This is a genomic window from Rhodovulum sp. PH10 (assembly GCF_000293785.1).
Lineage (GTDB): Bacteria > Pseudomonadota > Alphaproteobacteria > Rhizobiales > Xanthobacteraceae > Rhodoplanes.
Map to the genome: position 1 here is coordinate 1 of NZ_AKZI01000124.1, position 18,930 is coordinate 18,930.

Genomic DNA, 18,930 nt, shown 5'->3' on the forward strand with positions numbered 1-18,930 from the left:
GCGTGCGAGCCCGGCGGCGGCGCCCCGCGCGGTGCGCCCCGCCGTATGGCCTGCCGCGCGCGCGCGGGCGGGGCCGGGTTTCGCGACGGCGCCCGCGGCGCCCCGACCGGCACGGTCGTCTCGGACCGGGCCGGCTCCGCCCTCACCCCCTCAAGCCAAAATCTCGAGGAAGACGTTCAGATGAATCGACTCATCGTCTCGGAACCGGCCAAGTGCATCGGCTGCCGGACTTGCGAGATCGCCTGTGTTCTCGCCCACCAGACCAGCAAAGACGTCGGCGCGATGACGAAGAAGGACTTCGCCCCGCGTCTCAAGCTGATCCGCACGCTGAACATCTCGACGCCGGTGACCTGCCATCACTGCGACGACGCGCCCTGCCTCAATGCCTGCCCGGCCGGCGCGATCGTCTACCGGCAGAACACCGTGCAGGTCGACCAGGAGCGCTGCATCGGCTGCAAGACCTGCGTGGTCGCCTGCCCGTTCGGCGCGATGGACGTGATCTCGGTGCCGGCCACCCGCAGCTTCGCCGGCGTGCAGCTGTCGAGCGGCACCAAGGCCGAGGCGCACAAGTGCGACCTCTGCATTGGCCGCGAGAACGGCCCGGCCTGCGCCGAGGTGTGCCCCACCAAGGCGCTCCACGTGATGGACGAGAGCGCGCTCGACGCCACCCGCAAGCTCCGTCAGGAGCGCGCGGCGGCCGAGGCGGCGCTCGGCGTCGTCGCCTGATTCCCCTTCACACCGCGAGGTGACACCATGGAAAAAGCCATTTCGGTCTGCCCGTACTGCGGCTCCGGCTGCAAGTTCAACCTGTTGGTCGAGAACGACAAGGTCGTCGGCGTCGAGCCGCTGAACGGCGTGACCAACGAGGGCGAGCTCTGCCTCAAGGGCTGGTACGGCTTCGACTTCATCAACGACACCAAGATCCTCACGCCGCGCCTGAAGCAGCCGATGATGCGCACCTCGCGCTCGGAGCCGTTCCGCGCCGTGTCGTGGGACGAGGTGATCGCCTACACCGCCGGCCGTCTCGCCGACATCAAGAAGAAGCACGGCCCCGACGCCATCATGATGACGGGCTCGTCGCGCGGCACCGGCAACGAATCGAACTTCGTCGCCCAAAAGTTCGCCCGCGCGGTGATCGGCACCAACAACATCGACAACTGCGCGCGGGTCTGCCATGCGCCGTCGGTGGCCGGCCTCGCCACCACGCTCGGCAACGGCGCGATGTCCAACTCGATCTGCGAGATCGAGGACACCGACTGCATCCTGTGCTTCGGCTACAACGCCGCCGATTCGCACCCGATCGTCGCCCGCCGCATCGTCAAGGCGAAGGAGAAGGGCGCGAAGATCATCGTCTGCGATCCGCGCCACATCGAGACCGCCCGGCTCGCAGACCTGTGGCTGGGGCTGAACAACGGCTCCAACATGGCGCTGGTCAACGCGTTCGCCAACGTGCTGATCACCGAGAACCTGTACGACAAGGAGTTCGTGGCGAACTACACGGAAGGCTTCGACGAGTACAAGAAGATCGTCGAGAAATACACGCCCGAGTACGTCGAGGGCATCACCGGCCTGCCGGCCTCGCAGATCCGCGAGGCGATGCGGATGTATGCGGGCGCCAAGACCGCCACCATCCTGTGGGGCATGGGCGTCACCCAGTGGGGCCAGGGCGTCGACGTGGTGAAGGGGCTGTCGGGCCTCGCGCTGCTCACCGGCAATCTCGGCAAGCCCAATGTCGGCGTCGGCCCGGTGCGCGGCCAGAACAACGTCCAGGGCTCGTGCGACATGGGCGTTCTGCCGAACGTCTATCCCGGCTACCAGCAGGTCAGCGACCCCGAGGTGCGGGCGAAGTTCGCCAAGGCGTGGGGCGTGCCGAGCCTGCCCGACCGCCCCGGCATGTCGCTCACCGACGTGCCGCACGCGGCCGAATCCGGCAAGCTGAAGTGCATGTACATCTTCGGTGAGGATCCGGCCCAGACCGAGCCCGACCTCGCCGCGGTGCGCAAAGGCTTCGAGGCGCTCGACTTCATCATCGTGCAGGACATCTTCATGACGAAGACCGCGATGTTCGCGGACGTCCTGCTGCCGGCGACCTCGTGGGGCGAGCACGACTGCGTGTTCTCGTCCGCCGATCGCGGCTTCCAGCGCTCCTACAAGGCGGTCAATGCCAAGGGCGACCTCAAGCACGACTGGGAGATCCACAGCCTGCTCGCCACCGCGCTCGGCTATCCGATGAAGTACAAGGACACCGAGGAGATCTGGAACGAGCTGATCTCGCTGTGCCCGATCTACAAGGGCGCGACCTACGAGAAGATGGAAGGCCTCGGCTACGTGCAGTGGCCGTGCATCGACGAGAAGGACCCCGGAACGAAGTGGCTCTACAAGGGCAACAAGTTCCAGACCAAGAGCACCAAGGGCTTGTTGTTCGCCTCCGAGTGGCGGCCGCCGCTCGACAAGACCGACGACAGCTTCCCGCTGGTGCTCTGCACGGTGCGCGAAGTCGGGCACTATTCGTGCCGCTCGATGACCGGCAACTGCCAGGCGCTCACCACGCTCGCCGACGAGCCGGGCTACGTCACGATCAACCCGAAGAACGCCGCTCCGCTTGGCGTGAAGGACCAGGATCTCGTGTGGGTGCAGTCGCGTCGCGGCAAGGTGATCGCCCGCGCGAACGTCACCGATCGCACCAATCTCGGCGCGGTCTACATGACCTACCAGTGGTGGATCGGCGCGTGCAACGAGCTCACCGTCCATCACGTCGACCCGATCTCGAAGACCCCCGAATACAAGTATTCGGCGGTGCGGGTCGAGGCGATCGCCGATCAGGTGTGGGCCGAGAACTACGTCCAGCACGAGTATGCCGAGCTGAAGGCGAAGCTCGCCAAGGGCGCGACCCCGATTCCCGCCGACGCCCGCGTCGCCGAGCCGGCGTGATTTTGCCGGCGACCGAGCTCGACCTCGTCCTGAGGAGCACTCCGCAGGAGTGCGTCTCGAAGGACGAGGGCACGGACGATGGCAAGGCTCGGGCTTCACCGAACACGCGGCGGACCTTCGTTTCCGCCCGCCGCGCCCCTTCCCTCCTCCCGCCCGCGGGAGGAGGGCTCTTTCTCCTCACCGAGACCGGCGATGCACGAGCTGACGATCTGCGCGAATCTGATCGAGCTTTTGGACGGCGAGCGCCGCCGCCGCGGCTTTCGCACGGTGAAGCGCCTGCGTCTCGAGATCGGCCGCTTCTCCTGCCTCGATCCGGAAGCGCTGCGCTTCGCCTTCGAGATCTCTTCGCGCGACACCTTTCTGCACGCCGCGGCGCTCGAGATCGAGCGGCCGCCCGGCCGTGCCACCTGCCTCGACTGCGGCGCCGCGGTCGAGGTCGAATCCCGCCTGGACGCCTGCCCGCACTGCGGCGGCGTTCGTCTCGACCCCACCGGGGGCGATCGAATGCGTTTGATCGAAATGGAGGTACGATGATGTGCGAGCATTGTGGACGTGATCACGAGCCGCGCCGCGGCGCCGAGACGACCAAAACCGACCCGGCGCATCCCGCCGCCAAATGGCGTCCCGGCACCGCCGCACCGACGGTGTTGCACGAGGTCGTGACCGGCGACGCGCCGCCGCGTCCGGCCGCCTGACGCGGGCCCGGCGATGTGCATCGCGCTCCCGCGCAAGATCGTCGAGGTTCTCGATCGTGAGCGCGCGATGGTCGCGCTCGCGCCCGAGTCGAACGACCAGACCGGCACGGCCGACGCGGTGTCGGTCGCACTGCTCGCAGAATCGCGCGAGGCGATCGAGGCGATGGTCGGCCAATGGGTGCTGGTCCATGCCGGCTTCGCGCTTTCGATCGTCGACGAGGAGGACGCGCGCTCGCGCCTGCAGATGTTCGCCGCGATGCGCGGCGACACCACGCCGCTCGATCTGCGCGAGCTTCACGACGTCCTCCACGACGCTCTGCACGACGCCCGGCCCGACCCGCGTCGCGACGGCGCGCCCTGACGCGACCCCGGCGACACACGCCGCCGTCACCACCACCGGGTCGTCCGAACCATAGCGATTCCCCCGATAGGCCGCGCCCCGAACATGGTATAAATTGCGCCGCGGCACGGGCCGCCGACGGGCCTCGTCCCCAGGTAGCCGGACCGCGCTCACAGATCGTTCATGCAAGAGAAACTCGAGTTCCTGCTGGCTCTCGCCCGCGAAAAGCATTTCGGCCGTGCGGCGCAAGTGTGCGGCGTGTCGCAGCCGAATCTGTCCGCGGCGATCAAGCAACTCGAAAGCATGATGGGCGTGCCGCTGGTCGATCGCGGCGCGCGTTTTCTCGGCTTCACGCCGGAGGGCGAGCGCGTGCTCGAATGGGCGCGGCGGATCGTCGGCGACATGCGGGCGATGCACGCCGACATCGAGACGATGAAGCTCGGCCTGAAGGGGCATCTGCGCATCGCCGCCATTCCGACCGCGCTGCCGGTGGTCTACCGGCTCACCGCCGCCTTCTGGCAGCGCCATCCGGAGATCCGCCTCTCGATCGCCTCGCACACCTCGACCGAGGTGCTGTCGCTCCTGGAAAACCTCGAGGCCGACGCCGGCCTCACCTATCTCGACAACGAGCCGGTCGGCCGCGTCGCCGAGGTACCGCTCTATCGCGAACGTTATTATCTGGTGACGCCGCGCGGCGGCCCGTTCACCAATCGTCCGTCGGTGACGTGGGAAGAGGTCGCGACGCTGCCACTGTGCCTGCTCACGCCGGACATGCAGAACCGCCGCATCATCGACCGCATTTTTCAGGAGGCCGGCGTCACCGTCGAACCGATGCTGGAATCGAGCTCGATGGTGGTGCTCGCCACGCATCTGCGCGCCGGCCGGCTTTCCACCGTGATGCCGCGCGTCATGGCGGAGGAGCTGGCGATGCCGAGCACGATCGAGACGGTGCCGATCGTCGCGCCCGACGTCTCCACGCTGATCGGCCTCGTCGTCGCCAAGCGCGACCCGCAGCCGCCGCTCACCGCGGCGCTGATCGCCGAGGCGCGCGCGATCGCGCCCGCCCTCGCCTCGATCGCCTGACCGCGGATCGTTTCATCAGCGTCGTGCGAGCGCAAGCAGCGCGTCGAGATCGAGATTCTGCTCGCAGTGATCGGCGAGCGCGTCGATCGCCGCCTCGGTGCGCGCCTTGAAGTCGAGCGCGGAGGTTTGCGCACCGACCGCGTGCAGCCAGTGATCACGAAACGCATCCGAGCCGAACAGGCCGTGCACATAGGCCCCGGCCACACGACCGTCGGCCGACACCGCGCCTTCCGGCCGCGGGTTTCCGGCGCCGTCGTCCAGCATCAGCCACGGCCGTGACAACCCTGGGCCGGTGGTGCGGCCCATGTGCATCTCGTAACCGGTGACGCGGCAGCCGCTGCGGCGGTCGATCGTGTCGATCTCGACCAGACGCTTCTCGCCGCCGATCTCGGTCTCGATGTCGAGCAGCCCGAGCCCCGCGGTCTCGCCAGGCTCGCCTTCCAGCCCCTGCGGATCGCGCACCACCTTCCCGAGCATCTGATAGCCGGCGCACAACCCGACCACCCGGCCGCCGTGCCGCACATGCGCGAGAATATCGATGTCCCAGCCCTCGCGGCGAAGCGTCGCGAGATCGGTGCGGGTCGCCTTCGAGCCCGGCAAAATGATCACGTCGGTGTCCGATGGAATCGCATGGCCCGGCTGGACGAAGCGGAGTGCGACGCCCGGCTCGGCGGCGAGCGGATCGAGGTCGTCGAAATTGGCGATGCGGGAAAGCCGCGGCACCGCGACCTTCAGCCCCCGCCCCTCTCCGGTCGCCGGCCGCTCGAGCGCCAGCGAATCCTCCGCCGGCAAACGGTCGGCATGCGCGAACCAGCGCAGCACGCCGAGAAACGGCCAGCCGGTGCATTCCGTGATGGTCTTCACGCCCGGCTCGAACAGCGAGAAATCGCCGCGGAACTTGTTGACGACGTAACCGACCACGCGCGCCCGATCGGCCGGATCGAGCAGCGCGTGGCTGCCCACGATCGCCGCCATCGTGCCGCCGCGGTCGATGTCGGAGAGAATCACGACCGGCAGGTCGGCGGCGGCCGCGAGATGCATGTTGGTGATGTCGGACGAGCGCAAATAGACTTCCGCGCCCGAGCCCGCGCCTTCCACCAGCACGAGGTCGGCCTCGGCGCGCAAGCGGTCGAGGCTGTCGAGAATCGCCGGCATCATGTGATGACGCATGCGGTGATAGATGCGCGCCGGGCAGTTGCCGAGCACACGCCCGCGCAACACCACCTGCGAGCCGATGTCGGTCTGCGGCTTCAGCAGCACGGGGTTCATGTGGATCGACGGCGCGGCGTTGCACGCGCGCGCCTGTAGAGCCTGCGCGCGGCCGATCTCGCCAAAAACGATCTCGCCGTCCGGTCCGGGCGGCAGATCGCTGTCGGCGGCGACCGCCGCGTTGTTGCTCATGTTCTGCGCCTTGAACGGCCGCACCACCAGCCCACGGCGCGCGAACGCGCGGCACAGCCCCGCCACCACCATGCTCTTTCCGACGTCCGACGCCGTGCCCTGTATCATCAGCGTGCGCGCGCGCCGCGGCAGATTGCCCGGAGCGGGCGTCCAGGCGACGCGCTCGATCAGCGTGGCGACTTCTTTGTCCTGGCAATTTTTGGTCATGAGACGATCCGAATAATTTTCGGCCTCGGCAACGCCGCTGCGGGCGCACGCCGAGCTGTCCGCGCTCACGTCGCGCGGCGGAACACGTTCGATGAAAGCAGAAGATCGCGACACCGGCGTCGCCCGACGGCGCTGCGGGCCGCACGACACAATCAGATTTGAATGGACATGTGCGCTCCGCCTCTCGACCCGCCATCGAACGAGTTGAACCCGTGTCTCCGGCCGGTCTCCTGGCTCGCGGATCGTGGCCGCCGGCCGTCCTCGCCGAACTCGAGCGCTCGGTGGCTGGACCGACGGCGATCCGCCCACAGTTGCGGGGCAGCCGCGGCATGGGCGACGCTCGCAGGGAGCCCGCCGCACCGCATTCCCTATTCACCTCTCACGAGGCACCGAAGACGGCGTCAAATGAGCACGAACTCTCGCGCGGCGCAAGCCGGGGCAAAACCCGGGGCAGCGGCCGAGCGGCAGCGCACCTGCGACGAAAAGAAGCCGGCGCGGAGGAGCGTCCGCGCCGGCTTCGTCGGTCGACCTTCGTTCTCGTCGGGTCCGGTCGGAATGCCGCTCGCCGTGTTCCGGCATCAGATGCCGGGGATCAGCCCGCCGTCGATGCGGATGACCGAGCCCGTGATGTAGGACGCGCGCGTGCTCGCGAGAAACGCGACAGTGTCGCCGTACTCGCGCGGATCGCCGTAGCGACCCACCGGAATCGAGGCCGTGCTCTCGGCAGAAACCTCCGCCACCGGCCGGTTCTCGCGCTTCGCCTTCTGCTCGTCGAGGAAGACGATGCGGCCGGTCGCGATGCGGCCCGGCAGGACGATGTTGGCGGTGACGCCGTCGCGCCCGACCTCGCGCGCGAGCGTCTTCGACCAGCCGACCAGCGCGAGGCGCAACGCGTTCGAGATGCCGAGATTGGGGATCGGCGACACCACGCCCGACGAGGTCGACGTGATCACGCGGCCCCATTTGCGCGCACGCATGCCGGGCAGCACGGCGTCGGTCACGGCGATCACCGAGCGCACCATCCGATCGAACCACTGCGACCAGATTTCCGGCGGCTGGCCGGCGGCCGGCGTCGGCGGCGGACCACCGGTGTTGTTGACCAGAATGTCGACCGGGCCGAACGCCGCCCCGATCTCCTTCAGATGGCCCGGCAGCACCGAGAGATCCGAGATGTCCCAGGTCAGCGCCAGGCTTGTGCCACCGGCGCCGGTGATGGCGTCGGCGGTCTTCTTCGCGGCATCGGCATCGATGTCGGCGACCGCCACCCGCGCGCCTTCCGCAGCGAGCGAGCGCGCGATCGCGCCGCCGAGACCACCGCCTGCGCCGAAAACCAGCGCCGTCTTGCCGTCGAGCTCGAGATTCAAGTTTTCGTCCTTTCGTCTTACGGACTCGTTCTCATCACGCCGGAGGCGCGCCCGGCGCGCCAGCAACGGGTCGGAGCGCCGCGCGCGGATCGATGCGGGCGACACGCGACAACAGATAGTCCACCTCGGCGCGTGCCGCCGCGTTCAGCGACGCACCGGGCTTGCGCAGCGCGTCGGTCGCGATCGCGCCGCGCCGCCACAGCACGTATTTGCGCACCGCGAGGCCGATTCCCGCCTGCTGCTCGTAGCGCACCAGCGGCAAATGCGCGTCGTAGATGTCGTGCGCGGCGTCGCGCCGGCCTTCCTTCTGAAGCCGCACCACGTCGGCCAGCATCTCCGGAAAAGCGTAGCCGGTCATCGCTCCGTCGGCGCCGCGCTCGGTCTCGAAGTCGAGAAACAGCGCGCCGTTGCCGCACAGGATGGAGAACGGCCGCAGGCCGTCCTCGCGCTGCCACTTGCGCAGCGTCGAGATCTTGTCGAGGCCCGGCCAATCCTCGTGCTTCAGCATCACGCACGACGCGTTCTGCTCGACGATGCGGCGGATCACGCCGGGCGTCATCACGACGTTGAGCGTCAGCGGATAATCCTGCAGCACGAACGGCACGTCGGCGCCGACCGCCTCGACCGCCTGCGCGAAATAATCGACGATCTGATCGTCGGTGCGCAGCCCCGGCGTCGGCGCGATCATCACGCCGGCGGCGCCCGCCTCCATCGCCTCGCGCGCCATCCGCCGCATCGCGGCAAAGCCCGGCGCGGAGACGCCGACCACCACCGGCACGTTCGCCCGCGCGCACACGCGCTTGGCGATCGCGACCGACTCTTCGGGCTCGAGCTTCTGCGCCTCGCCCATGATGCCGAGAATGGTGAGGCCGCTGACGCCGGCCTTCAGATAGAAGTCGGTCAGCCGGTCGACGCCGTCGAGGTCGAGGGCTCCGTCGGCGGCGAAAGGCGTCGCCGCAATCGCAAACACACCGCTGGCACGCGCGTCCAAGGTCATGATGGTTCCCGAGCCGATGGCACCACGAGACGACGGGAAAGCCGCGTTCCACGGGCGTTTCCGGTCGCCCGCCGGGCCCCGGCATCACCCGATCTCGTGCGAGACCGGCCGGGACACGGAACGTCGGCGCCCCGTCGATCGGGCGCGAAGACGAACTGCACGATATCCGCCGGGCCGGACGCCGACGCGGCCCTCCGCACCCGCGGACGTGTTCGAAGGCGGCACTGTCGGAGCAAATCACCGCCGCCGCAAATCGTAAATGCGGAACAATCGATCGGCCAGCCTTATCTGCGGGCGAGCCGCCTCCGGTCTGCACGCTGGTCGGGTCGTCAGCGTGCCAACACTCTCTTCAGCTCGTCGAGCTTCCAGTCCACTTTCTGGTCGAGCGTCATCGCACGGTCGGCCGAGATCGCGTCGTGCATCGACGCCAGGATCGCCATCGCGGCCGGCGAGAGGCCGACATTGCTCTTCCAGAACATGCGAATGGTGCGGCGGATGCGCGGCTCGGTCAGCGGACGGTGACGGATGAAGGAGTGCGCGTTGCGCGGCAGCGCGAGGCTCGGCAGCACCTCCTGAACGTCGGTCGTCAGCGCATCGAAGCGACTCAACAGGTCGCGCGCGTGCGGCAGAAAGCTCATACCGAGAGGTGCCAGACTGACGCTTCGCGTCGTGCGGCTGAACAACGGACTGCCGATATGATCCTCGAGCTGGCGAATGCATTGGCTGAGTGCCGGCTGTGACAGATGCAGCGACACTGAACAATGCAACCAGTCTCATTTCTCGCCTCTCGGACCTTTTCTCGGCGTCCATACTCCGAGCTCCGAACCTCGAGCCGCAGATTTGTCGCCGCGGATTTGCCGCTTCAACTCTCGTCGACGACTGCAGACTGGCAGAAGGCCAATTAATCGTTCAAATGAAAAAGTGTGATTGATTATAATGCATCCGCAATGAATATCGCGGTTGCTCATCATATCACCTGCCGTTTCCGAACCCCTCTGGCACATCTGATCAAAAGATCGGCAGCGTTGATCATTCGAAGGGCATTTCACGTCGGCGCATCCGGCAGAGGTTGGCTGCGAAACGATCGCGTTCGTGTGTCGCGAGGCATACGGTTGGTGATCACTTCGACGAGCGACGCCGATCTGAAAACGCGTCGCACAATCGGGAGAACATCCGAGAAGGTTCGATCCCCTCCTTGGGGAGAGCACGGTCGACTGACGGGGGTGGTACCGGGGAACTATCCGAGCCACCCACACGACGATCACATCGGGTTTGCGCATTTCTGTCCCTATCACGTCACTGCGCAGGAACATCAGCACGTCACACGCCTCGAAACGTTCTTTCAGGCGCTCGATACCACCAGTGATTGCCGTCGACACGACGCACTCCCCTCCCGCAGGGACGCCGGCATGACCGGGCGGCGCAGCACCTGTGCGGTCACGTGAATTCTTGTTTGTCTACGGGAATATTTGTGATACCCCTTGGGAAGCCTGGAGTTCCAGGCAGCCCGAGCGGATCGCGGACCGTTTCGTCCCTGGTTCCGCGCAGTACGTTTCTCTTGCCGTGACCGGTTCGCCGCGTCCCGGCCGCTCTTCGTGACGACCCCCGAGCTCCGGTCGCCGCACCGGCCCCCGCACGGCACCTCGCTGCCGCGCGACCCGGCGCGCGCGTCCACACCGCCCGCGGCCCGTCTCGCGACGGACGCACCCCTGTGCCCGTTCGGTCGCGCCGCGGCGTGACCGATGCTCGAGGAGCACCCGCCATGCTGATCGGCGTCATCGCGGACGATTTCACCGGTGCGACCGACATCGCCGGCTTTCTCGTGTCGGCCGGCGTGAGCACGACGCAAGTCATCGGCGTGCCGCCGGACACCATGCGGCCCGAGGCCGAGGCGGTCGTGATCAGCTTGAAGTCGCGCTCCTGCCCGCCGGCAGAGGCGATCGCCGACAGCCTCGCCGCGCTCGCCTGGCTCACGCGGCACGGCTGCACGCGCATTTATCAGAAATACTGCTCGACATTCGACAGCACGAAAGACGGCAATATCGGCCCGGTGGCGGACGCGCTGCTCGATGCGCTGGGCACGGACTTCACCGTCGTCTGCCCTGCTCTGCCGATCAACGGCCGCACCATCTACAACGGCTATCTGTTCGTGAACGGCGTGCTGCTGTCGGAGTCCGGGATGCGGCACCACCCGGTGACGCCGATGACCGACCCGAGCCTGGTGCGGCTGATGGCGGCGCAGTCGCGCGGAACCTGCGGGGTGATCACCGCCGACGTGGTCGACCAGGGCGTCGACGCCGTGCGCGCCGCGCTTTTGCGCGCGCAGGCAGAAGGTCATCGTTATGCGGTGCTCGACGCGCTGACGGACGCTCATCTCGACGTGCTCGGCGCGGCGGTCGCCGACATGCCGCTGGTCACCGGCGGCTCCGGCCTCGCCGCCGGCATGGCGAAGAGCTGGAGCGATCGGCTGGTCGATCCGGTCCGCGCGGCGGAAGCCGGCAAGCCGCTCGGCACCGCGGCGGTGGTGCTCGCCGGCTCGTGCTCGACCATGACGAATGCGCAGGTCGCCGCCTATCGCGCCGAGGCGCCGGCACGCGCGATCGACGTCGCCCGCTGCCTCGCCGATCCCGAAGGATACGCGGAGACGCTCGCCGGCTGGGTGCTGGAAAACCGCGGCAAGCGGTGGGGGCCGCTGGTCTATGCGACCACCGATCCCGCCGGGCTGAAGGCCGTTCAGCAAACATTCGGCGCGGCGGCGAGCACCGCCATCGAAAAGACCCTGGCGGCACTCGCGGCGCGGCTCGCTTCGGCCGGCTTCGACCGCTTCATCGTCGCCGGCGGCGAGACCTCGGGCGCCGTCGTGCAGGCGCTCGGCGTCACCGCCTTTCATATCGGGCCGACCATCGCGCCCGGCGTGCCGTGGGTGCGCGCCGTCGACAGGCCCGTCTCGATGGCCCTCAAGTCGGGCAATTTCGGGCAGGCGCGCTTCTTCTTCGATTGCCAGGAGCAAGACGCATGACCGGAGACGCGAGCACACTGCGCGAGCGCATCTGCACGCTCGGAAAGTCGCTGTTCGATCGGCGTTTCGTGGTCGGCGGCGCCGGCAACATCTCGGTGCGGCTGGACGACGGCCGTATCCTGGTGACGCCGACGGGAAGCAATTTCGGCAGGCTTCAGCCCGACGAGATCTCCGAGATCGATGCCGACGGCAACCTGCTCGCCGGCAAGAAGCCCTCGAAGGAGCTGACGTTCCATCGCGCGCTGTTTCGTGCGCGCTCCGAGGCCGGCGCGGTCGTCCATCTGCACTCGACCTACCTCACCGCGCTGTCGTGCCGCCGCGATCTCGACCACGAGAACGCGCTGCGCCCGTTCACGCCTTACTACGTGATGCGGGTCGGCAGCCTGCCGGTCTCGCCCTACCGCCGCCCCGGCGACCCGCGGATCGCCGACGACCTCGAGGCGCTCGCCAGGCACAGCGACGCGCGCGCCTTCCTGCTCGCCTCGCACGGCCCGGTCGTGCTCGGGAAGACGCTCGAGGAGGCGGTCGACAACATGGAGGAGCTCGAGGAGACGGCGAAGCTGTTCTTCCTGCTGCGCGGCGAAGAGATCCGCTGGCTGACCGACGACCAGATTTCCGAGCTGAGGAGATGAGATGCTCGGCTTGCGTCCCCCGGCTATGCCGTTCGAGGCGACGCGAGCCCGGCCGCGGCAACGCTCACGCGGCCCCGACATCGTCCCCCGTTTCCGATCGGGGCGCTCCGTGTCACGTCGCCTCGGCGGCGCGACATCGACCGCCTCGCGTCGACCTCTCGAAGACCATCGAAACATACTGCCGACCGGTGGGGCGACACTGCGCGCCGTCCGCGACAGTCGCGGACGTGTTTTAAGGACGGGGAGAACAAAACATGCGAAGAACAACAGGACGGCCTCTTCATCCGACGAGCGAGAGAGCACGGCACCCGGGGCACCGATCGTGCCGCCGGCCGGCCGCCGGCGCGGCCTCACCGCAAGGCGAACGTGCGGCCCGCCGACAGCTCGCCTGCCCCACCACACCGATCGGCTAGCACGGAGGAAAGTGTCGTGACGCTCGTTCTCGCTTTTCTGATCGGCCTCGCCATTCTGCTGTTTCTGGCCATCCGACTGAAGATCAGCGCCTTCGTGGCACTGCTCGTGAGCGCCGTGGTGATCGGCCTCCTGTCGGGCCTGCCCGCGGACAAGGTCATTCACGACATCACCGGCGGCTTCGGCAAGATTCTCAGCAGCATCGGCATCGTCATCATCTTCGGGGTGATTCTCGGCAAGTACCTCGAGGACGGCGGCGCCGCCCGCCGCCTGGCGCTCGCCAGCATCCGTGCCCTCGGCCAGAAGAACTCGCCGGCCGCGATGTCGATCAGCGGATATCTGGTCTCGATTCCGGTGTTCAGCGACGTCGCCTACGTCATCCTCGTGCCGCTGGCGAAGGCGATCTCCAACCGCAGCGGCATGGCCTTCGCGGTTCTCGCGGTCGCGCTCCTGAGTGGCCTGCAGGCGACCCAGATCTACGTGCCGCCGACGCCCGGCCCGCTCGCGGTCGCCGGCCTGCTCAATCTCGATATCGGCCGGGTGATCATGTACGGCGGCATCTCGGCCATCTTCATGACGATGTTCGGCTGGGCCTACGCCGTCTTCTGGCTGCGCAAGACCGATCCGCAGCCGTGGGAGTACGACGCTGCCGAGGCCGCGGCGATGGCGGACCAGGGGGACGATCAGGACAAGAACCTGCCCGGCCTGTTCGCCTCGCTGTTCCCGCTTCTCCTGCCGATGGTGCTGATCCTGCTGAACACCACCAGCGCCATGATGCTCGGCAAGGGTCACGTCCTGACGAAGGTGTTCGATTTCGTCGGCGACGCCAATGTCGCGCTCGCGCTCGGCACGCTCGCCGCGGTCGTCACGCTCGGCCACCGCCTCGGGAGGGAGAAGATTCTCGACATCGTCGACGACTCCCTCAAGACCGCCGGCCCGATCATCTTCATCACCGCGGCAGGCGGCTCGCTCGGCGCCGTTCTGAAGGACTCCGGCGTCGGCAATGCGGTGGCGGCACAGGTGGCCGGCAGCGGCCTGCCGTTCATCCTCATCCCGTTCGTCATCTCGGGTCTCCTGAAGACGATCCAGGGCTCGGGGACCGTCGCCGTCATCACCTCCGCAACGCTGTGCGCGCCGCTCGCCGAGCAGCTCGGGATCGACCCGATCCTGATCTTCCTCGCCACCGGCGCCGGCGCCCGCCTGATCTGCCACGTCAACGACAGCCTGTTCTGGATCTTCACCAAGATGAACGGCTACGACATGAAGACCGGCCTGCGCACGATGAGCGCGAGCAGCTTCTTCATGGCACTCGGCGGATTGTTCGGAACCTGGATCGTCCAGATGTTCCTGCTGTGACGACGGTCGCGCGACGGCCGGCGCCGTCGCGCACCACCCGAGACGCCGGCCGTCACGTCCGGCTCGGTCGGAGCGCTCCCGCCACCTCTCCGGACGCTCCGCGCAACAACTCATCAACGAGGAGTCATCATGCCGAAGTCGCTCAAGATCGCCGTCATCCCGGGTGACGGCATCGGCCCAGAGATCACCCGCGAGGCGGTTCGCGTGCTGGACGTCGTCCAGAAGAAGCTCGGAACCTTCGAACTCGACCTGCAATATCAGGACACCAGCGTCGATCGCTATCGCCGCACCGGCGTCGCCATGTCGGACGAGGCGTTCGCCGACTGCAAGGCGGCCGACGCGATCTTTCTCGGCGCGATCGGCATCCCGGAGGTCCGGCTGCCCGACGGCACCGAGGTCCAGCCGGAGATTGTGCTGCGACTGCGCTTCTCGCTCGGCCTCTATTCCGGCATCCGGCCGGTGAAGTATTACGAGGGCGTCCAGAGCCGGATCATGGATCCGCGCATCGACTACGTCGTGATGCGCGAGAGCACCGAGGGGCTCTATGCCAGCCGCAACGGCGGCAACGTCGTGCACGACGAGATCGCGACCGACACGATGGTGATCTCGCGCATGGGCACCGCGCGAATCGTGCGCGCCGCCGCCAAGCTCGCCCGCCAACGGGCCGCGGCAAAAGGCCGGCGCGGCAAGGTGACCTGCGTCGACAAGGCCAACATCCTTCGCTCCTACGCCTTTTTCCGCAAGGTGTACGACGAGGTGATGGACGAGTTCCCCGATCTCGATCGCGACTACGCCTATGTCGACGCGATGATGATCAACATGGTGCTGTGGCCGGAGCGCTACGACGTGATCGTGGTCGAGAACATGTTCGGCGACATCATCTCCGATCTCGGCCCGGCGACCGTCGGCGGCATGGGCATGGCGCCGTCGGCCGATGCCGGCGACCGCTGGGGCATGTTCCAGCCGTCGCACGGATCGGCGCCGACCATCGCCGGCCAGAACATCGCCAACCCGATCGCCACCATCCTATCGGGCGCGATGATGCTGAACTGGCTCGACGAGCGGCACCCCGGCCTCGAGCTGAAGCGGGCCGCCGACCTGATCGACGCGAGCGTCGCCGAGTTCGTCCGCAAGAAGGAGGGCCTGACCACCGACATCGGCGGCAACGGCACGACCTCCGGCGTCGGCGACGGCGTGATCGCGGTGATCGAGAAGGCGAAGCTCGGCTGACGCCGGCGACCGCGCCCCATCCCCCGGCCTGCCGGGGCGCGGCGGAGTTCCGGCTCCTCCGCGCCCCGCGCCCCGCGCCCCGGAGACGATCGCCGTGCGACCGGCCCCCCGCGCCGGCCGCACGGCGTTTTTTTTTCCCGTTCGCACGGTTCGCTCCCCGCGCGCGAATGGGCTACACGGGTGTCGCCGGCCCCGAGCACGAACGGCCGTGGGCAGCGATCGACGGGGAGGAGAGACGCGACGTGATTCCGGCGGAACGGCAGCATCTGATCCTGGCCCAGCTCGCCAAGAAGGGCATTCTCAGCATCGCCGAGCTGACCGAGCTGCTCGAGGTGTCGCACATGACGGTGCGGCGCGACCTGCAGCAGCTCGAGAAGGCCGGCCGGGTGATGACCGTGTCGGGCGGCGTCCGGCTGCCGGAGCGGCTCGCGCTCGAGCCGTCGCACGTGGTGAAATCCGGCATCCGGCCGGACGAGAAGGCGCGGATCGGCCGCACCGCCGCGGCGCTGGTCCCCGAGGACGCCGTGATCTATCTCGACGCCGGCACCACCACGCTGGAGATCGCCCACGATCTCGCCGGACGACGCGACCTGACGATCGTGACCAACGACTTCGTGGTCGCGGCGTTCCTCACCGGCAACTCGGACTGCCGGCTCTATCACACCGGCGGCCAGGTGGAGCGCGAGAACCAGTCCTGCGTCGGCGAGGGCGCGGCGGAAGGCATTCGGCGGTTCAATTTCGACCTCGCCTTCGTCTCGGCCTCGTCCTGGACGATCGGCGGCATCTCGACGCCGGCCGAATCCAAGGTGGTGGTCAAGCGGGCGATCGTGCAGTCGGCGGCGCGCAGCATGCTGGTGTGCGACTCCTCCAAATACGGCATCGTCGCGCCCATCAACGCGGTGCCGCTCGACGCCTTCGCCGCGGTGATCACCGATCGCGGGTTGCCGGACAGCGTCGCCCAGGCGGTGCGCGCCGAGGGGGTCGACGTGATTTTGGCCGAATAGCCCGGCGGCAGCCGCTCGGGACGCTACGGGCCGGGTCGGCGGGCGACGATATAGGGGCCGTTCGGGTTGGTGCCGAAGACGCGCTCCTCGACGATCTCGAAGCCGGCGTCGCGGATTTTTTCACGCAGCGCCGCCTTGGTCAGCGCGTTGACCGGCGGAAACAGGCCGATCGTGCGCAGGACCAGGAACAGCGCGCGCAGCCGGAGCTTCATCTCGGCGAAGCACCAGGTCTTGGTGATCAACATCCCGCCCGGCTTCAGGCCGGCACGGATGCGTTCGAGCGTGCCGGGCAGGTCGTCGACCAGATGCAGCACCTGGAAGGCGCAGATCGCGTCGAACGGCGCGCCGTCGAACGGTCCACCGTCGAAGGCGCCGTGGGCATCGGCGAGGACGAAGCGAAGGTTCTTCGGCGCCTCCTTGGCGCTCGCCGCCTTGGTCCGGGCGATGCGCAGCATCTCCGGCGAGAAGTCGATCGCGGTCCATTCGGCGACGTGCGGCGCGAGGCGGATCGCAGTGGAGCCGGTGCCGCAACCGATCTCCAGCACCCGGTCGGTCGGCCGCAGCCGGCCGGCGGCGTCCGCCAGCATCGCCTCGTAGGCGGCCGGATCCTTGATCGGCTTCGCGGCATAGCGCCCGGCGATCCTGTCCCAAAACCCCGCTCGTGCGGCCTTTCGCATTCCCCGCCCCTCCCCCGGTGCGATCACAGATGCGGCTCGACCAGCGCACGCAGGTCGACACGCGCCCGCATCCTGGTGGCGAGCAGATACATGCCGCCGAACTTGCGCTGCAGAAACAGCGTGTCCATCGGCGGGATGCGGAAATATTCGTGGTCCGCGGCCATCGCCATGCCGGCCTCGCGCATCCGCACCGCGAGGTCGCTGGCGCCGAAGTCGAACGGCTCGTGCTGCCGCAGCGGCTCCAGCGACATCTCGAACATCGCCAGCATCGCCTCTTCCAGCCGCGCCGGGGTGTCGCCGGCGAGAAAGCCGATCTCGTGGGCGATGGTGCGGATGGCCGGGCGCTCGCCGGCGAGGCCGGCGTGCAGCAGCCGGCGCCAGAGGTCGGCAAACGCCTCGGGAAAGGCGCGGGTGGCGCCGAAATCGAGCAGGATCACCTGTCCGGTCGCCGGCGCGTAGCGGTAGTTGGCAAAATTCGGATCGGTCTGCATCAGCCGGAACTCGAACAGCTCGCGGAAGAGGAGCCCGATCAGCAGCGTCATCACCCGGTCGCGCACGGCCTGAGGCGCGGTGACGAGATCGTCGACCGGCCGGCCCTCGACGAAGCTCATCGCCAGAACGGTCGGGGTGGTGAGGTCGGCAAACAGCGCGGGCACGAGAAACTCGGGCCGGTCGGCGAGCAGCGTGCCGAACGTTCGGAGGCAGCGGCCCTCGCGCTCGTAGTCGGCCTCCTCGTGCAGCTGGCGCTTGGCCTCGGCCAGCATCGGCGCGACGTCGACGCCGCGCGGCACCAGGCCCGCGATCCGCAGCAGCGAGGCGACGTTGTTCACGTCGGAATCGATGCTGCGGCGGACGCCGGGATACTGCACCTTGATCGCCACGTCGCGGCCGTCGAGGGTGCGCCCGCGATGGACCTGGCCGATCGAGGCGGCCGCCACCGGGCGGGTGTCGAAGGTCGCGAACCGGCTGCGCCAGTCGGCGCCCCAGGCGTGGATCAGCACCCGCTTGAGCTGCGGCCACGGCATGTGGTGCGCGTCGGAGCGCAGGCGGGCGAGGATGTCTGCGAGCTCCGGCGGCAGCATGTCGCCGGCGTCCATCGAGATCAGCTGGCCGACCTTCATCGCCGCGCCCCGCATGCGCGCGAGCTGGTCGGCGACCCGCGCCGCATTGGCGGGCGTCAGCAGCACGTCCTCGATCCGCGGGCGCTCGCCGCGTGCGAGCTGCCGCCCCATCTCGGCCGCCACGTTGCCGGCGATGGACGAGGCGAGCCCGCCGAGCCTCGCCAGCCGCGACAGGCGCGAGCTCGGCACCGGCAGTGCCTTTCTCTCGATCGTTCGGTGCGAGTGCGGCATCGGGGGCTCCTTCCGGGACAGGGTGGACATGTGGGGGAGGAGCGAGGTCGAGAACAGCCCCTGCGGCCGCGGGCTCTGCCCGCCCGACCCGTGATAAGCGGGCTTTCGGCCGGGCGAAGTGACTTCGTCACAGAGCAGGAGAGGTGACGGGGCGCGGGTCGGCGGAGCGCGAGCCGCAATCGCGCCTCTTCGGCAGCGGCCGGGCTCCGGCCGCGGGCCGAGCGTCATGGG

General features: G+C 68.3%; 17 protein-coding genes and 1 riboswitch. Of the genes, 11 read left to right on the plus strand and 6 right to left on the minus strand.

From position 1 onward, the window contains the following. Positions 1-180 precede the first annotated feature (180 nt). From A33M_RS18235 to A33M_RS18255, 6 genes are all read left to right on the plus strand, one after another. Positions 181-726: a 4Fe-4S dicluster domain-containing protein gene (locus tag A33M_RS18235; protein WP_008390265.1), complete on the plus strand. Its 546-nt coding sequence runs from the start codon at positions 181-183 to the stop codon at positions 724-726. Between the two features lie 27 nt (positions 727-753). Continuing rightward, a complete protein-coding gene (gene fdhF, locus A33M_RS18240; RefSeq protein WP_008390266.1) occupies positions 754-2,931 on the plus strand; it encodes a formate dehydrogenase subunit alpha in 2,178 nt (725 codons plus the stop codon). Positions 2,932-3,123: 192 nt separating this feature from the next. Next, entirely contained in the window at positions 3,124-3,465 is a 342-nt protein-coding gene (gene hypA, locus A33M_RS18245; RefSeq protein ID WP_008390269.1) for a hydrogenase maturation nickel metallochaperone HypA, read from the plus strand. Beyond that, positions 3,465-3,626 (plus strand): hypothetical protein, encoded by a 162-nt coding sequence (locus A33M_RS24190; RefSeq protein WP_008390271.1) that lies wholly within the window; start codon positions 3,465-3,467, stop codon positions 3,624-3,626. The genes hypA and A33M_RS24190 overlap by 1 nt, the downstream gene beginning before the upstream one ends. A gap of 13 nt (positions 3,627-3,639) precedes the next feature. Then, a complete protein-coding gene (locus tag A33M_RS18250; RefSeq protein ID WP_008390273.1) occupies positions 3,640-3,987 on the plus strand; it encodes a HypC/HybG/HupF family hydrogenase formation chaperone in 348 nt (115 codons plus the stop codon). 162 nt (positions 3,988-4,149) lie between these two features. Further along, the gene (locus A33M_RS18255) at positions 4,150-5,049 is read left to right on the plus strand and encodes a LysR family transcriptional regulator (protein WP_008390275.1); all 900 of its coding nucleotides are present in this window, start codon (positions 4,150-4,152) and stop codon (positions 5,047-5,049) included. 15 nt (positions 5,050-5,064) lie between these two features. Here A33M_RS18255 and A33M_RS18260 read toward each other — a convergent pair whose 3' ends face one another. The 4 genes from A33M_RS18260 to A33M_RS18275 all read right to left on the minus strand — a co-directional run bounded on the left by A33M_RS18260 (position 5,065) and on the right by A33M_RS18275 (position 9,773). Further along, positions 5,065-6,558, minus strand: coding sequence for a cobyric acid synthase (locus A33M_RS18260; RefSeq protein WP_237718416.1), 1,494 nt, complete (start codon positions 6,556-6,558; stop codon positions 5,065-5,067). A gap of 302 nt (positions 6,559-6,860) precedes the next feature. After that, a riboswitch (cobalamin riboswitch) is annotated at positions 6,861-7,066 on the minus strand. Between the two features lie 169 nt (positions 7,067-7,235). Next, a complete protein-coding gene (locus A33M_RS18265) occupies positions 7,236-8,021 on the minus strand; it encodes an SDR family oxidoreductase (protein ID WP_008390279.1) in 786 nt (261 codons plus the stop codon). 34 nt (positions 8,022-8,055) lie between these two features. After that, positions 8,056-9,018 carry a dihydrodipicolinate synthase family protein gene (locus A33M_RS18270; RefSeq protein WP_040621616.1) on the minus strand — a complete coding sequence of 321 codons (963 nt, stop codon included), beginning with the start codon at positions 9,016-9,018 and terminating at the stop codon, positions 8,056-8,058. 329 nt (positions 9,019-9,347) lie between these two features. Next, a complete protein-coding gene (locus tag A33M_RS18275) occupies positions 9,348-9,773 on the minus strand; it encodes a LysR family transcriptional regulator (protein ID WP_202801948.1) in 426 nt (141 codons plus the stop codon). Positions 9,774-10,780: 1,007 nt separating this feature from the next. On the opposite strand from A33M_RS18275, the gene otnK reads away from it, so the two are divergent. From otnK to A33M_RS18300, 5 genes are all read left to right on the plus strand, one after another. Beyond that, positions 10,781-12,037, plus strand: a complete 1,257-nt coding sequence (gene otnK, locus A33M_RS18280; RefSeq protein ID WP_008390288.1) for a 3-oxo-tetronate kinase — start codon at positions 10,781-10,783, stop codon at positions 12,035-12,037. Then, positions 12,034-12,669, plus strand: coding sequence for a 3-oxo-tetronate 4-phosphate decarboxylase (gene otnC, locus A33M_RS18285; RefSeq protein ID WP_008390290.1), 636 nt, complete (start codon positions 12,034-12,036; stop codon positions 12,667-12,669). Before otnK ends, otnC begins: the two co-directional genes overlap by 4 nt. Positions 12,670-13,098: 429 nt before the next feature. Then, positions 13,099-14,436, plus strand: coding sequence for a GntP family permease (locus A33M_RS18290; RefSeq protein ID WP_008390291.1), 1,338 nt, complete (start codon positions 13,099-13,101; stop codon positions 14,434-14,436). A gap of 129 nt (positions 14,437-14,565) precedes the next feature. Then, positions 14,566-15,666 (plus strand): isocitrate/isopropylmalate dehydrogenase family protein, encoded by a 1,101-nt coding sequence (locus A33M_RS18295; RefSeq protein WP_008390293.1) that lies wholly within the window; start codon positions 14,566-14,568, stop codon positions 15,664-15,666. A 242-nt stretch (positions 15,667-15,908) separates the two neighbouring features. Then, positions 15,909-16,670, plus strand: coding sequence for a DeoR/GlpR family DNA-binding transcription regulator (locus A33M_RS18300; protein ID WP_008390295.1), 762 nt, complete (start codon positions 15,909-15,911; stop codon positions 16,668-16,670). Positions 16,671-16,693: 23 nt separating this feature from the next. On the opposite strand, the gene A33M_RS18305 is transcribed toward A33M_RS18300, so the two are convergent. Further along, positions 16,694-17,347, minus strand: coding sequence for a class I SAM-dependent methyltransferase (locus A33M_RS18305; protein WP_008390297.1), 654 nt, complete (start codon positions 17,345-17,347; stop codon positions 16,694-16,696). A gap of 23 nt (positions 17,348-17,370) precedes the next feature. Then, entirely contained in the window at positions 17,371-18,699 is a 1,329-nt protein-coding gene (locus A33M_RS18310) for an ABC1 kinase family protein (protein ID WP_008390299.1), read from the minus strand. Positions 18,700-18,930: the final 231 nt, after the last annotated feature.